General features: G+C 56.1%; 19 protein-coding genes. 2 read left to right on the top strand and 17 right to left on the bottom strand.

The features are described from left to right. Nucleotides 1-45 precede the first annotated feature (45 nt). Entirely contained in the window at nt 46-291 is a 246-nt protein-coding gene (locus HRU82_01080; protein ID QOJ33625.1) for a hypothetical protein, read from the top strand. Between the two features lie 106 nt (nt 292-397). Here HRU82_01080 and HRU82_01085 read toward each other — a convergent pair whose 3' ends face one another. The 10 genes from HRU82_01085 to HRU82_01130 form a co-directional block, all read right to left on the bottom strand. After that, nucleotides 398-916 carry a chemotaxis protein CheW gene (locus HRU82_01085; protein ID QOJ33626.1) on the bottom strand — a complete coding sequence of 173 codons (519 nt, stop codon included), beginning with the start codon at nt 914-916 and terminating at the stop codon, nt 398-400. 26 nt (nt 917-942) lie between these two features. After that, nucleotides 943-2,607 (bottom strand): methyl-accepting chemotaxis protein, encoded by a 1,665-nt coding sequence (locus HRU82_01090; protein ID QOJ33627.1) that lies wholly within the window; start codon nt 2,605-2,607, stop codon nt 943-945. Nucleotides 2,608-2,677: 70 nt separating this feature from the next. Then, entirely contained in the window at nt 2,678-3,769 is a 1,092-nt protein-coding gene (locus HRU82_01095; protein QOJ33628.1) for a chemotaxis response regulator protein-glutamate methylesterase, read from the bottom strand. Nucleotides 3,770-3,805: 36 nt separating this feature from the next. Next, entirely contained in the window at nt 3,806-4,777 is a 972-nt protein-coding gene (locus HRU82_01100) for a chemotaxis protein CheV (protein QOJ33629.1), read from the bottom strand. 44 nt (nt 4,778-4,821) lie between these two features. Continuing rightward, nucleotides 4,822-6,735, bottom strand: coding sequence for a chemotaxis protein CheA (locus HRU82_01105; protein ID QOJ33630.1), 1,914 nt, complete (start codon nt 6,733-6,735; stop codon nt 4,822-4,824). 8 nt (nt 6,736-6,743) lie between these two features. Further along, nucleotides 6,744-7,397 carry a protein phosphatase CheZ gene (locus HRU82_01110; protein QOJ33631.1) on the bottom strand — a complete coding sequence of 218 codons (654 nt, stop codon included), beginning with the start codon at nt 7,395-7,397 and terminating at the stop codon, nt 6,744-6,746. Between the two features lie 19 nt (nt 7,398-7,416). Continuing rightward, nucleotides 7,417-7,797, bottom strand: coding sequence for a chemotaxis protein CheY (cheY, locus tag HRU82_01115; protein ID QOJ33632.1), 381 nt, complete (start codon nt 7,795-7,797; stop codon nt 7,417-7,419). A 12-nt stretch (nt 7,798-7,809) separates the two neighbouring features. Continuing rightward, nucleotides 7,810-8,343, bottom strand: a complete 534-nt coding sequence (locus HRU82_01120) for a hypothetical protein (GenBank protein QOJ33633.1) — start codon at nt 8,341-8,343, stop codon at nt 7,810-7,812. Nucleotides 8,344-8,346: 3 nt separating this feature from the next. After that, a complete protein-coding gene (locus HRU82_01125) occupies nt 8,347-8,673 on the bottom strand; it encodes a hypothetical protein (GenBank protein QOJ33634.1) in 327 nt (108 codons plus the stop codon). 108 nt (nt 8,674-8,781) lie between these two features. Beyond that, the gene (locus HRU82_01130) at nt 8,782-9,012 is read right to left on the bottom strand and encodes a helix-turn-helix domain-containing protein (protein ID QOJ33635.1); all 231 of its coding nucleotides are present in this window, start codon (nt 9,010-9,012) and stop codon (nt 8,782-8,784) included. 192 nt (nt 9,013-9,204) lie between these two features. Here HRU82_01130 and HRU82_01135 point away from each other — a divergent pair, with 192 nt between their 5' ends. Beyond that, nucleotides 9,205-10,167, top strand: a complete 963-nt coding sequence (locus HRU82_01135; GenBank protein ID QOJ33636.1) for a P-loop NTPase — start codon at nt 9,205-9,207, stop codon at nt 10,165-10,167. Here the strand turns inward: HRU82_01135 and HRU82_01140 are convergent. From HRU82_01140 to HRU82_01170, 7 genes are all read right to left on the bottom strand, one after another. Continuing rightward, nucleotides 10,144-10,752 (bottom strand): PilZ domain-containing protein, encoded by a 609-nt coding sequence (locus HRU82_01140; GenBank protein ID QOJ33637.1) that lies wholly within the window; start codon nt 10,750-10,752, stop codon nt 10,144-10,146. The genes HRU82_01135 and HRU82_01140 overlap by 24 nt on opposite strands. A gap of 56 nt (nt 10,753-10,808) precedes the next feature. Next, nucleotides 10,809-11,153, bottom strand: coding sequence for a hypothetical protein (locus HRU82_01145; protein QOJ33638.1), 345 nt, complete (start codon nt 11,151-11,153; stop codon nt 10,809-10,811). Beyond that, nucleotides 11,131-11,532, bottom strand: coding sequence for a flagellar export chaperone FliS (fliS, locus tag HRU82_01150; GenBank protein ID QOJ33639.1), 402 nt, complete (start codon nt 11,530-11,532; stop codon nt 11,131-11,133). Before fliS ends, HRU82_01145 begins: the two co-directional genes overlap by 23 nt. A gap of 14 nt (nt 11,533-11,546) precedes the next feature. Then, the gene (fliD, locus tag HRU82_01155; protein ID QOJ33640.1) at nt 11,547-12,929 is read right to left on the bottom strand and encodes a flagellar filament capping protein FliD; all 1,383 of its coding nucleotides are present in this window, start codon (nt 12,927-12,929) and stop codon (nt 11,547-11,549) included. A 27-nt stretch (nt 12,930-12,956) separates the two neighbouring features. After that, complete coding sequence (locus tag HRU82_01160) at nt 12,957-13,316, bottom strand: flagellar protein FlaG (protein QOJ33641.1); 360 nt, start codon at nt 13,314-13,316, stop codon at nt 12,957-12,959. Nucleotides 13,317-13,382: 66 nt separating this feature from the next. Then, the gene (locus tag HRU82_01165) at nt 13,383-14,210 is read right to left on the bottom strand and encodes a flagellin FliC (protein QOJ33642.1); all 828 of its coding nucleotides are present in this window, start codon (nt 14,208-14,210) and stop codon (nt 13,383-13,385) included. 232 nt (nt 14,211-14,442) lie between these two features. Beyond that, entirely contained in the window at nt 14,443-14,985 is a 543-nt protein-coding gene (locus HRU82_01170; protein ID QOJ33643.1) for a hypothetical protein, read from the bottom strand. Between the last annotated feature and the right edge of the window lie 30 nt (nt 14,986-15,015).

Below are 15,015 nucleotides of genomic sequence, written 5' to 3' on the forward strand. Positions count from 1 at the left end.
GATACCGTCCCTGCCACCACTTCTGCCTGTCGTATTGGAGGTACCATGGTTGGTCCGGTTGATAGCCTGATGCTTGATGCCAAGCAAGCCATTCTTGACGAGCAGCACCGTAAGTTTCAGGCTCTGCAGCAAGAGGGGCGCTGGCAGGAAGCCATGCAACAATTCCAGGTTACGCTCTGTTGTGCCTCTGAGGTGTTAACGGAATCCTTGCAGTTGCTTGAGCGGGTCCTTGAGAACCAGAAGAAGCGCCAAAGCCCACCGCCAAGCTCCAACAATCCGGCCAACCACTGAATGCTCTCGCGGGGAGGGCGCTAACGCCACCCTCCCCAGCTCCCCCACACCCCGCCTCACACCGCAACCGCTTCCTGTCCCAGTCCCGTCTCTTGAATTGGAGACCTCAGGCAGCTTCGCGGGCCAACAGTAAACGATTCAAGTCGACCAGGATCAGGAGGCGATCCTCGATCCGTCCGACTCCTTGCGTGAACTCCGATCCAGCCATCGTCCCCACTGAGGGTGGAGGCTCGATCGCACTCTTGGGTACGCGCAACACTTCCTCCACAGAATCCACCACCAGCCCGACTAATCGTGACTGAACCGACACCACGACAATGCGCGTCTGCGTCGTCTGTTTGGCGCCGGTCAAACCAAACAGCTTACGTAAGTCGAGCACCGGAATAATCCGGCCGCGCAGGTTGATGACTCCCTCCACATAAGGAGGCGTTTTGGGTACACGGGTTACTTCGGCTATTCGGTTGATTTCCTGTACGCTCAAGACATCAACCGCAAACTCCTCACTCCCGATGCGGCAGATCACGAATTGACAGAGGTCCTCCCCTGTCCGCTCCCCCGGATGGGCCGCAGACTGTTCTGCGGCCACCGGCGGAGCGGCATGGACCTGTTGTTCGATCGCGCTCATACAGGCTCCTTCTCGACAGTGAGGGGTCAGATCTTGAACCCGCCCACGATTCCCTGGAGTTCGACTGCCAGCTGGCTCAGGTCTTGGCTAGCCTTGGCCGACTCATGCGCTCCAGACGAGGATTCTTTCGTAACCTTCGCGACCTGCTCGATGTCGCTGGCGATCTGTTGCGTCGCCACGGACTGTTCTTCCGAGGCCACCGCAATCTGTCGGATCATGTCCGCACTCTCAGAGACCATTCGGACGATCTGTGACAGCGCATCGCCGGTCTTATTGACCAGGTCCACGCCAGCCGTGACCTTCTGGGTCCCCTGCTGCATGGAGTCAACGGCTCCACGCGTGTCTTGCTGGATTTGCCGGATCATGTCCCCGATTTCCTTGGTGGCTTTGGTCGTTCGCTCGGCGAGCTTCCGAACCTCGTCGGCCACAACGGCGAAGCCACGGCCCTGTTCTCCGGCTCGCGCTGCTTCAATCGCGGCGTTCAATGCCAACAAGTTGGTTTGGTCGGCGATGTCTTCGATCGTCCGGACGATTTCGCCAATTTGATCGGAAGACTTCCCCAGTTCGGCAATGATGGTGGCCGAGTGGGAAACCGCCTCGGAAAGTTGCTGCATGCCGGCGATCGTGCTGGAGACCACCGTCCCGCCGTCCTGAGCAGTCTTCACGGTGTCCTGCGCCAGACTGGCCGCCTTTCCGGAGTTCTGCGCCACCTGACCGACCGTCGCGTTCATCTCTTCCACCGCCGCTGCGGTCTGGGAAGCCCGCGAGGTCAAGGTATCGGTGCCCTTCGATATTTCCTCCGCCGTCGCGGACAACTCAACGGAAGCCGAGGCCACCTTGTCCGTCACATGAGCCACTTTCTTGATCATGTGCTGCAGCTTCTCGATGAACTCGTTGAAGTATCCGCCCATGCGAGCGATTTCATCGTTCCCTTCGCAGGGCACTCGCTTGGTGAGGTCACCTTCGCCCTTGGCAATATCCTTCGAAATGTCGCTCATGCGCTCCAGCGGCTTGAGGACGATATTGCGGAGCAAGAGATAGGTCACGAACATGATGACCACGACCACCCCCGTCATCAGGCTGCCGGTCTGCCACATGGAGCGACTAGACAGCGCGACCGCCTCAGCCATGGGTACCGAAACACTCAACATACCCAAGGTATCGCCGACCTGATTGTTCGTATGGCAGCTCAAGCAGGCGGCGGATGTGGCCTTGTCTGGGATGGCTCGTCGGAATGTCATCACTCCGTTGACCTCATCACGGCGCGCATAACTCTCCGCGCCGGCCATGATGGCCCGGACCGCTTCGTTTTCGAAGTTGTCTTTTGGACTATTGGCCGAATTCATCGGGTTCTGGCTCACGAGGCGGACGCTGTAGGTGCCGGTCCGTGTGGCCTCTTCGCCCATTTCCCTGACCGCCGTCGCCGGGAAGGGAATGGCGTCCGGAAGATTGGCATGATCCTTGACCACCTGGATGTCAGCACCGGCCTTCGACTTCTTGACCTTGGCGACATAGTTCTGCGTGATATAGGCCCGCGTGATCACAATTTGGGTGCTGATCGCATTCACGCGACCGGTAAGCAAGGTCTCGATCTTCGACTCTTCTTGCTGATAGAGGACGAACAGACCTGCGAGAATCACCAGAAGTGACACCGCGCAGATCGAGGTAATAAACTTGGGTCCAATCGTCATATTCTTCATCATTCCCCCCATAAGGCCTCCTACCCTTCTCCCTTGTGAACGGTTGAAACGCTGATCCCTGTCACACCATGTTCATGATTTCGCCAACAACTTTGACCAGCGAAACCACCTTGTCCGCACAGCCTGATTCGATGACGGCTTTCGGCATCCCATAGACCACACTTGATGCCTCATCCTGCGCAATGGTCCGCCCATTGACTGCCTTGATTGCCTTCATGCCCTCCAACCCATCGTGTCCCATGCCAGTCAGGATGACCCCGATACTGCGTTCCTCATACACGGTCGCGACCGACTGCAGCATGATGTCGACTGAGGGTGCATGGGCATGGTGTTCAATATTCGGCGCGAGCGACACCACCGTCGTGGTGATGGATTTCTTGGCGACACGAAATTGCATGCCCCCCGGGGCCACGAGGATACGGCCTGGTTTCACTTCGTCTCCATGGACCGCCTCGCGGACTTCTAATTGGCACAAACCGTTGAGGCGATCGGCGAAGGGCTTGGTGAACGATCTCGGCATGTGTTGGACGATGACGATCGCGGCCGGGCAGTCCTCGGGGATCGTCGGCATGATCTCAAACAGGGCCTGGGGGCCTCCGGTGGAACAACCAATCGCAATGAGTTTAGCCCCGCGCGTGACACTGACCGCATGACTACTCAAGGCTTTAACTGGAACGATCCGGTTCTTGGGCGTCTCCGCGTAGACAGGCCGGCGTAGCTTCGTGCCAGCATGTTTGGCCATCAGAACCTTAGAGACGAGTTGCTTCTGAATCTCCGCAATTCGAGGCGCGACGCCGTCCAGTTGTTTCGGGATGAAGTCAACGGCTCCCCATTCAAGAGCCTGCAGGGTTTCTTGCGCTCCCTCGGTCGTCAGCGAGCTCACCATCAAGACAGGGACCGGGTGCTTGGCCATGATCTGTTGCAAGGCCTGCAGTCCGGTCATGCCGGGCATTTCCACATCCATGGTCACCACGTCAGGCTTCAACTGCAGCACCTGCTGGATCGCCTCTTCCCCATTGCGTGCGACCCCCACCACCTTTATTTGCTTGCCCTCTTCCAGCATGGTGGTAAGACTCTTCCGCATGAACGCAGAATCGTCGACCACCAAAACCCGCACGGGTTGGTTTGAAGTGGTCGTGTCTGGGAGTGCCATGGCCATCACCGCGTTACTGCCCTGTCGAACCTGTAGCTATGCAGCCTGAGTGGTTTCCTGAGATCCAGTGTTCAAATGGAACGACAGCTTTTCTCCCAACAACTTCGCGTCGAACTTTGTAATGTAATCAGAGGCGCCGACTGTCTTCCCCTTTTCCATGTTGCAGGTGCCCGTCAGGGAAGAATGCAGAATGACCGGCAAGTGCCCCAGGCGCGGATCGGCGCGGATGTGTTTCGTCAAGGTAAAGCCGTCCATATCCGGCATCTCGATGTCGCTCAGCACGCACTGAATCTGATCTACGCGCAGTTTCCCCTCGGCAGTCGCCTGTTCCGCCAGTGCTTGCAGCTTGCTCCACGCTTCTCCGCCGGTCGTCGCCATGATGTAGGACATTTCCAGACGATCGAGTGCTTTCCGAATCTGCATCCTCGCCACCGACGAATCGTCAGCAAACATCACACATTTCGACTTGAGATCCGGTGAGAGCACCATCCCGGAAAACACTTCGTCGTCAGATCGGGGACAGATGTCGTGTAAGACCTTCTCCACATCGAGGATCAGCACCATTCGGCCGTCGTCCAGCATTGTAACGGCCGTCACTGCGCCCTTATTGTTTTCGCGTACAATGGCCGGTGGCGTCTTAATGGCCGACCACGAAAACCGAATGATGCGATCAACACCCGAAACGAGAAAACCCTGAAGGCTCGCGTTGTATTCGGACACGATCAGGTAGGGATGAGAGGTCCCCGCCCCATCGGTTTCTGTTCCCAGCCCCAGACTGCGGCGGAGCCCTACGACCGGCACCATGATGCCGCGAATGTTCGCCATGCCCACAATACGACTGTCGGCTTCAGGAATCTGAGTCAGCGCCGGCAGCTTCATGACCTCACGAACTTTGAACACATTGATACCGTAGATCTCGTTGGTTCCGAGCTTGAACAGCAACAGCTCCATCTGGTTGGCGCCGGCCAAACGAGTTCTCGCATCAATTTCGTTGATGAGATTCGACATACTTCCTCCGATTTCCTACTCGCTTCAGGCCCCAGGCTTGTCGCCTAGGCGGCCATTCCGGCGTTGTGCCACGCCTGCGCATTTTGAACCAACTCAGCCGTATCCAAGATCAAGACCACCTTGCCTTCTCCGGTAATGGTGGCCCCAGAAACACCCTTTACTGTCTCCAGGTAGTCCCAGATGGACTTGATGACAACTTCTTCCTGAGAGCGGAGTTCATCGACTACGACTCCCACTCGACGGTCACCCAACGCCGCCACAACGACGTAAAACCGTTCGCGATCGGAATCCGTCGGAATCTCGAACTCCTGCGCCAGTCGGATAAGGGGAAGCACACGATCGCGCAAATGCAGCACTTCGCGACCGTTGATGGTCTTGATATCCGATTTCGTGATACGCACCGCTTCGATGACAGAACCCAGTGGAATGGCAAAGATCGACCGTTCGACTTCCACCATCAAGGCCTGAATGATGGCAATGGTCAAGGGCAGCTTGATGACGATTTGGCTACCTTTTCCGGGCTCTGATTCGAGTTCCACGCTGCCGTTGATCTTCCGAATATTTGTCCGGACGACGTCCATCCCCACCCCACGCCCGGATACATCCGTGACTTGCTCCGCTGTGCTGAACCCCGGCAGAAAAATAAGGTTGAGAATCTCACGGTGCTCCATCGTGGCCAACTCGGCTTCGCTGACCAACCCCTTCGCCAAAGCTTTGGCCTTCACCTTTTCAACCTGGATACCACGACCGTCGTCCTTGATGCGGATGACAATACTGTTGCCCTCCTGACTGGCGACGATGGCCAATTGTCCCTCACTCGGTTTCCCCCTGGCCTGCCGTTCAGCCGGCATCTCGATACCGTGATCGATGGCATTGCGCACCAGGTGCACTAAGGGGTCGCCGATTTCGTCGGCCACTGACTTATCGAGTTCCGTCTCCTCGCCGTCCATTTCCAGCCGCACCTGTTTGGCCAATTTTTGAGAGAGATCCCGTACCATTCGAGGCAGCTTGGCGAACACCTTCTTGATCGGTAACATGCGCGTTTTCATCACCGCGAGCTGCAGGTCGGTCGTCACCAGATTCAGCTGCGCCAAGGTTTCACTGAGAGCCCGCACCTGGGGATCCGACTCGTGATCCTGTTCGAGTTGTGTACCGATCTTGATCAAACGGTTCCGCCCTAATACTAATTCGCCGACAAGATTCATCACACTATCGAGTCGCTTCGTCTCGACCCGAATCGTGGCGTCTTCTTCCGCCGGCTTGGCCTGCTTCTCCTGTTTTTGCAGCGCCTGATCCAACGCCCGTTCAGTAATGGCCTTGGCTTGGAGGAGAATCTCTCCCAAGGGTGTTTTGGGTTCCGGCTGATGCTGTTGCGCATTCAAGGCATCCAGCACTTGATCTTTCGATGCCAGTCCCTCGTTGACTAAGATTTCCCCGAGCGTGGGGGGCGCCGGCTCCGAAGGCGCTACGGTCGAGCCCCTCGCTGAGACCGGAATCGAAGATGCCGAAGACGAGGCTTGAGCCTGAACGGGGACTGATGCAACCTCCGGCGATGCCGATTCTCCGACCTGACCGTTGATGATGGCGTCCAGCTTGGCAGCAATACTGTCCGTCGCCACATGCAGGTCCGTGCCGGACTCGCGAATGTCGGCCATTAACGCCTTGATTACATCGATAGCTTCAAGAATGACGCTGATAACAGTCGGCACGACGGCCATTTCACCCTGCCGAAGCTTGTTGAGGATGTTTTCGCCACGGTGCGCGACATCCACGAGACGATTAAACCCCAAGAATCCAGCAGATCCTTTCATGCTGTGCATGGCACGAAAGATCTCATTCAACAGGTCCTTATTGCCAGGATCGGCCTCCAGCGTGATGAAACGCTGATCGAGCATCTCCAACATCTCGTTGGATTCGGTCAGGAAGTCATTCAGAATCTCTTGCATTTCGTCGTTCATGACCTACCTCAGTTAAAACCGAATTGCTTCAGGATCTCGTCGGCAAGATCCTGGTCCATCGACGTGTTTTTTTTTGCCTCCAGTTGCCTCAGCATTTCATTCGCTTTGCCTTGGTCCTTCTGCACCACCTGTTTCTGGTAGGGACCAAACACGACGACTAGCTGAAGCAACTTGTGTTCAACCTCATCGAGGATCGTCACCAACTTGTTCACGCTTTGAGCCACGAGATCCTGGAACGACAGTGCCGTCATGATCTCGATTAAACGTCTATCATCGTCTGCCAGCATGTGAGTGATAGTCTTCAGTTGCTCAGTCAGAGACGGTGAGGCCTGAGCCAGCCTGAGAGCGTGCGTCAAGTCTTTCAGAGTTTGGGCGAGGCGCACATGGTTGTTCTGAATGCCCTCGACTTGTCGCATCACCTCATGCGTCCCACGCTCCGTCATGGCCTTGAGGTCGGTCAGATGGCTCATGGCCTGCGGCAGCTGCTGCGTGGAATTGTTGACCGGTGTGCTGAATTCAGATAGCGTTTTCATCGTGGTGTCGATGAAACGCGCCAACTCCCCAAGTTCCTCATAAAGCTTGGCGTTGGGGTCTGCAGGCTCTTCGGCGCCGTTTTCATTCGCCCGAACAGCCGGCTTTGCGGTTCCTCGTGTTCCAGTCATCGTCTCCCCGCCTTTCACCTTACTTAAAGATCTTGTTGATCTTGTCTTGCATTGTTTCTGCCGTGAACGGCTTGACAATGTAGTTGCTCACGCCGGCTTGGACCGCTTCGATGAGATTCTCCTTCTGGGCCTCTGCCGTGACCATCAGAACCGGAATGGTCTTGAGTTTTTCGTCTTTCCGGATGGCACGCAGCATATCGATGCCCATCATCACGGGCATGTTCCAATCCGATACGACGAACCCGTAATTATCGGCATTCAGCTTATGGAGGGCTTCCTGTCCGTTTTCCGCTTCCTCAACATTGTTGAAACCCAATTGTTTGAGGATATTCTTGACGATGCGACGCATCGTGGACATATCATCCACGACCAAAATCTTCATGTTGGGATCAGCTGGCATGAATCACCCTCCTTACTGTTTCTCGTAAATCACCGAACGACCTGCATGGACCGCTTTGAACATCCCATTCTTATCGGACAGACTTTCAGAAAACCCGATTACCAGATAGCCCTTCGGGCGGAGCGCGTCCCGCAGATCCGAGACAATCTGTGCTTTCGCCCGCTCATCGAAGTAGATCAGACAATTTCGACAGAAGACCATGTCCATCCCACGAATCAATTTCAGTCGCGGGCGGTCGTACAGGTTCACGTTCATGAACCGTACGAGATGTTTCACGGACGGATTTAGAGTCTTCTCCTCGCGCGGGCCAGTAAAATACTTCTCCAGGATCAGAGGAGGCACTTTTCTTAGTGAATGCGAGCTGTAGGATGCCTTGCGGCCCACCTCCAGGACATTCTCACTGATATCCGTTGCCAAGATATCGATGGTCCACCCGGTCAAGAGCGGGTAGTCACGCAACAACAGAGCCAGGGTATAGGGCTCATCTCCCGTGGAACAGGCGGCACTCCAGATCCGGATTTGCTTGCTGGCCGCATTCGTTTTCATGACCTACGGGATCATGGCTTTCATAAATGTTTCGAGTTGCGCTTCATCTCGGTAGAAGTACGTTTCGTTGGTCGTGATCACGGTGTACAACTCCGTAAACTCATGATCCCGATAGGCGTCAAATCTGAGAAAATTGAGGTAGTCTTCGAAGCTATGACAGCGGCACGCCTTCAGGCGCGGTAGCAGGCGGTTTTCCAATAAGTAGGTCTTGTTGTCCTGAAAGTGAATTCCTGTCTGTTCGTAGATCAGGTCTCGAAGCTGTCGGAACGTATCCAGGCATAGTTTGGGTAACACGGCATCGACTTTTCTCAGTGCATTCGAATCGCTCATGGCATCCTCATCTGAGTCTTGAGTGATCAGCTGGCAGTAGGGAAGGTCTGACGAGGAGCAGCCCCATCACGATCCTGCATCATCGCCCCAAGGGGCTGCGCCGAACCATCAGTTCTGTTGAGCTCGATGGTGCATCCACTCGTGGATATCCTGCCGAAGGAATCGCCAATGCTTTCCGATTTTCGAAGCCGGCAATTGCCCGAGACGCGCGAGCTTATAAACCGTCGATTTCGGGACACGGAGAAACCGTGCCACCTCGGCGACCGTCAAAATTTCCCCCTCTGCGGATGAGGTGCGGTCGCCGCTAAACGCAGTTGTTGTTGCGATTGCATCGTTCATGACGGATGCCGTATCGGTGAGCCCTGTCTCAAACTTTAATTGACCGTTCCTGCCAACCATGGCAGGTTGAATGCGGTATTCGCACCGATGGCGAGAAAAAGTGAGGGTGCCGCGTCCAAGGTCTAATGTTCTGATGAGTTACAACCGACAACAAGAACACCGAACGACTGCAACCGGGAGAGACTACCCCCAATGAGCACAATTATTTCGATCGCTTCAGGGAAAGGCGGTGTGGGTAAGAGCGTCATCGCTGCGAATCTGGCCATGTTATTGGCTCGTCGCGGTAAGCGAGTGGTGCTGGCCGACCTTGACGTGGGTGGCGCCGATGCGCACATCCTCTTCGGAATCCTCCATCCCGCGCGCACGCTGACGGATTTCATCGAACGACGGGTTCAACGACTCGATGACGTATTACAACCCATCTCGGCCCATCCATTTTTACAACTTCTCCCTGGCACGGGAGAAACATTGATCACTGCCAATCTTCCCTATGCGAAAAAGAAGCGGCTGATTCGCCACTTCCGGCAACTCCAGGCAGACATCATCATCGTCGATATCGGTGCAGGAACCAGCTATCACGCGTTGGACTTTTTTCTCATGGCCGATCACTATCTTACCGTGGCGACGCCGGATCCGACGTCCGTGCTCGATCTGTACCGGTTCATTAAACTTGCGGCAATTCGGCGGGTTCTCTCGTCATTCCTCTCGCGCGATGCCGTCAGCGAGGCGCTTTCCGATCGGGACTACTCCAGCATTGAGGACGTGATCCGCGCGGTTGAGACGGTGAATCCTGATGCCCGTGAAACAGCGAGTGCGACCCTGGCGACCTTCAGACCACATTTGATTGTGAACAGGGTGTCCGGGAAATCCAGAATCAATGTCCTGCAGCTCAAGAAACTGTTGAACGAATATGTGGGGGGAGAACTGACGATGCTTGGTGAGATTCCGGACGACCAATCGATGATTCAGGCCATCCGTAGTTACTTACCTGTCGTGGAATGTGAACCTGCGGCGCCCTCTGCCCAGGCGCTGGAAGTGGTCGCCAAACATCTTCTTCAGTCGCTCCTCGACCCGACCACTGAGCCGGCCGATACTCAACCGGTCGCGGCCGTCGGTCCTCACGGCCCTTCGCTACAAGCCCTTTCTCGCTCGTAGTCGTTCCGCCTGTAGCTGCAGGATATGTCGGATAATCTGTTCCTGGTGATCGCTCGCTAAATCCACGAACTGCGTCGCCGTATGGTAGGACATCGGAGCGGCGCCTGAATTCGTCACACGAATCACCCTTGCCGTCGTATTCACCATGGAAAACGGCGGCAGGATGATCTTCAGCGTCAGCAGGTCTCCGGATTGAAATTCTCTCGGAGCATGAAATCCAAGTCCTCCCGCACTGATATCGACCTCCGTCAGGCGTGCGATATTCACGCTGCCGGGATCGCTCTTGGCCATAGCCTTGAGCATGGTCTCGAGTATCCAATCGATTTTCGATACCCACGGAAGCAAGGGGGAACTCGCAAACGCCTCACCGGCACGCGCAAGAAGGTCGTGGGTCGGCTTCGAAACCGCAGTCGCTATCGTATCGTCCGTGACTGGCGGCAAATAGCGATTCATCGCTTCAGGAGGTTCATCGAGCAGTCGATACTCAAGCAATAAGCGATCGTCGATCCTGAGCCACTCGCGTCGTTCGTCGCTCTTGACCTCCGCCAGAACAGTGTTGGTATTCAGCTTCGGAGATGTCTTCATATCTTGTATCCGCGCTCTATCCTTATCGGGCTAGGCGCAACTCCTCTAGGAGCTTCTCACCCCTCAACATGCAACCGTCCATCCAATGACTGCGACGGCATGTCTATCTGTGTAAACTTTCGCAATTGCCGTCGAAGCTGTACGGAATCTTCCAGCAAACTCAGAATTCCTGCCTGCGCGACGAGCAATGCCGCGCGGACCTGCTGGTCCATTTCGCAGAGACGCCGAGCGAGCTCTGGATCCACCCGAAAATCCGCCAACAGAATCCCCCGTTTCGCATAACAGGCTTCCACGCGGTCCCAGGTGCCGGCTCGTGCCGCCTCCACTGCATCCTGCGTCAGACGTTCGAGAGATATGGGGTTGGTTTGCGTTGGAAGGTCAGAAAGGTTGTCCGCCGGCATGTGTCACCGCTTCCTGGCGGGCCACTACGTGCCATCCTTCGCGTAGTGTCGTCAGACATTTGATTGGGCCATCCAGATGCTTACCATTATGCCGAAGATTTGCCTGGATGCACTGATGAATCATGTAGTCGTAGAGTCGGTGCAACGAAATAGCAATCTCACCGCCTCGTTCGAAATCCAGAACGCTCGCCAGTTCGCCCACGATCGCCATACTGCGATCCAAGAACCGAGCTTTATCTTTATAATTGTTCGTTAGGATGGCTTCTCGTGCCAGTTCAAGGGATTGGATAGCCGAATCATAAAGCAAGACGATCAGTTGAACCTGGTTGGCAGTCATTACTTGAGTCTGCTGATATGCGTTAGCGGCATTTGCGAGCATGATGTGTCCGTTGGTTACCTCAGCGCCTGAAGTGAGCTGGTCTGGCCTTGAAGTTTCTGAAGCAAGCTGTCCAGTGAAGCGAATTGCAGTCGAAGGCGTTCCTCATACCGGCTTGCAATGTCTTCTTTGCGAGCGATTTCTGTGGTTAACTTGGTCATTTGCTGCGTGATGGCGTTCTTTCGGATCGTAAACGACCCTGTGTCGACACTGTCGAGGAGATCGACCGCTTGGGTGAGCTGTTGCGCAATCCCGACCGAGGTACTCTGGCTTACAAATAAAGCTTTCACCGACACATAGTCGTCGGCGAGGGCGGAGTCCAGTTTGGCCGACTCGATCGTAATCGTGCCATCCCGCTCCGTCTTGAAGCCCACTTGCGCTAAAGACCGAAAAGACGATGCACCACTCACTGAACTGGAAATGGCGGTACGCAGCTGCGTGAGAACGTTTTTGGCAGTGCTCTCGTTAAAGAACTTGCCCCCTGTTTTCGTCGTAATGTCGTATGTCGTGCGTTCATTGACAAACTTCACGATATCGTTGTACGCGGTCGCCAACGCCGTGATCTTTTCTTGAACAGCCTGTGGATCCGCATTCACATTGACCGTGACGGGATCCCCGGCGGTTTTGGATTTCAAGGTTAACGTGACGTCCGGAATGGCATCCGAAACGACATTGCTTTCTCGTTCGATGGTGATCGTTGTCTCGCCGGGATCTCCGACCACCAGAATGGCATTTTGCCCGGCCTGAAGCGTATCGACGCCGCCCGTGCCGGACGTATTGGCAAAATCAAGATCCGTTGTGTCGGCAAGAATCGTGATCGTATTGCTCGCTCCAGAAGACGACGCCGTCAGCGTCAGCCGATAGGCGGGTGCCGACTCGGTGCCGGTATTGATGACGGAGGCGGTCGCTCCGGCCCCTAAATCATTGATGGCCGAACGAAGATCGTCGAGCGTGGCGCCGGTGGAAAGTGTAATCGTCTGATCCGCACCCGTCCCAACTTTGAAGGAAAACGTCGCGCTCCCTCCGGAGACGACCGAGCTCGTGACCCCCGCAACCGCTTTGGCCGCTTTAGTAGTAATTTGATGCGCCCTGGCCAGCTGAGAGACTTGAAGTGTGTAGCTGCCCGTTCCCGTGCCGGCAGAGGCCTGGGCGGACAACACGGTCTCATCGCTGACGCTGGTGGACGACTCATCAAAACTAGTGGGGAAACGCAATGAGTCGGCGGCGCTCTGGAGGGCTAGGAGCTTGGTGCCGAGTAGGCCATAGTCGGTCAGTTTGCTCTGGAGATCCTGTTTTTGGGTATTGAGCTTGTCGAGCGGGAGGCGTTGGACCTTGACCAACTCGGTGACGACTTGGCCAAAGTCCACGCCATTGCCCAATCCACCAAAGGTAATCGCCATGACATCCCTTTCATGCCGTGAACGGATCTACACCTTGTGGTGCAGCAGCAAACCCGTCGGGCTTTCGAGTCGCTTCGCGAGCTCGATGATCTCCTGCTGTGGAATCTGACGGATCACCTCGCCGGACTCCCCGTTCATCACTTTGACGACCACTCGATCCAAATCCGGATCGATCGAAAACTCTAATCGCGGATCTGCCTTATGGAACACCTCGCGGACCCGCGAGAGCGCATGTTGCAGATCCTTCTGCTGTACCCCTTCCTCGGCCGGCTGAGGTTCGGAGCCCTTTTCTTCGACGTTCCGTTCCGGCGAACGCGAGGATCCTTGGGCACTCGGATGAGTGGTTGCAGCGAGGAGGTCCTTACGATTCGGTACCTCGTGAACCATGGTAGCCTCCTTAGGCTAGGTCCATGGATAGCCCTCTCAGAAAGAGGGCTATCCACCGGATGAGCCTTAGCCTCGCAGCAGCGCCAGGGCTTGCTGGGGCAGCGCGTTGGCCTGCGCCAAGATCGCAATGCCCGATTGAGTGAGGATCTGGTTCTTCGTGAACACAGATGTTTCCTGAGCGATATCCGCATCGCGAATTCGGGATTCGGCAGCCGTGAAGTTCTCAGCCGTGATCGTCAAGTTCTGAATCGCGACTTCGAAGCGGCTTTGAATGGAACCGTAATTGGCGCGTGCGGTCGCTACCGAGGAAATGGCTCCGTCAATCGCCGCAAGCACCGATTGTGCGGTGGCGGCCGTCGAAACACTCGCTGTGCTCAACCCCATCGTCGATGTATCGAGGTCGTCCAAAGCCACGGTCAAGGAGCTATTGGACCCGCTCTTGAACCCAATGAACACCGAGAAGCTGTTGTTGCTTCCGCTCAACAGCGGCTGACCGTTGAACTCCGCGGAGGCTGAAATTCGATCGATTTCGGAACGCAAGGCCACGAACTCTTGGTCCAGGTAAGACCGTTCGGTCGATCCGAGGGTGCCGCTCGCCGACTGTGTCGCCAGCTCACGCATACGAGCCAACAGGCTACCGATCGACGCCGCGGCGCCGTCTGCCACCTGCGTCAGGCTGATGCCGTCTCCCGCGTTTCGGTTGGCTTGGTTGATACTCCGAATCTGGGCACGCAAGGTCTCAGATACACCCAAACCCGCCGCATCGTCGGCGGCCCGGGTAATCCGCAAACCCGAGGACAGCCGCTCGACCGAGCGAGCGAGTTGAGCTTGATTCACCGCAAGGTTCCGCTGTGCGGAGAGAGAAGCAAGGTTGGTATTGACTACTAATGGCATGACGCACTTCCTCCTGAAGGTTCGGCACTACTCGGAACGTTTCGCCAGCATCCGTGCCGGCGAGCCGGGTACCGGGCTGCGGAGATGTGCGCACATCATCCCGCCCATTTCCCTACTGCTGTGGCCCTTATCGGTGCCTCTCCAGGAAGACTTAAATGCTGCATTCGCTGAACAAATCGCCCATAATGCGCGCCATACTTCCGAACTGCACACCATCCTGCACCAACGAGCATCAGACCGCTGCGCCGTCGGTTTGGAGGCGCGGCAACAATTCGTACTCCAGGAGGTCGGCCATGCGAATTGAATCTGCGCAGCCCCTGGCGTCAAGGATCTCTTGCACCCAAGGCAGCAGCGGCGCCGATGACAACCCCTCAACCCTTCGAGCTTGTCCGGCGTCCAGCATTTCCATATAGTCGGCCAATCGCCCCAGCCAGAGATCGACGACGCCCACTTGCCCCAGCCCAGACCGTAACGGCGGAAGTAATACCAATCCTTCGTCACGAAGTTGATTCCCGAAGAGGGCAATGGCTCGCCTTGCGTCGGAGATAATGGACTGAAGGGATTGGGAAGTCGCCCGTATGGCTCCAAACCCCTCAACCCGTTGATTCAGAAACACCGGTGTCAAATCTCGATCCGAAATCGGCCGTCCACCGATCGTCAGGGTCGTCACGAGCCGGTGCTTTGCGTGCGCCCTATCGCTGATGGAAGCTAAGACATCCGCGATGGGCACGGCATCAGACAATTGCCACGTCTCATCGTCAAGCGTGATTTCCATAACTCAACTCCTCCACCTACTGGCGCTGTC

The organism is Nitrospira sp. (assembly GCA_015709715.1).
Lineage (GTDB): Bacteria > Nitrospirota > Nitrospiria > Nitrospirales > Nitrospiraceae > Nitrospira_A.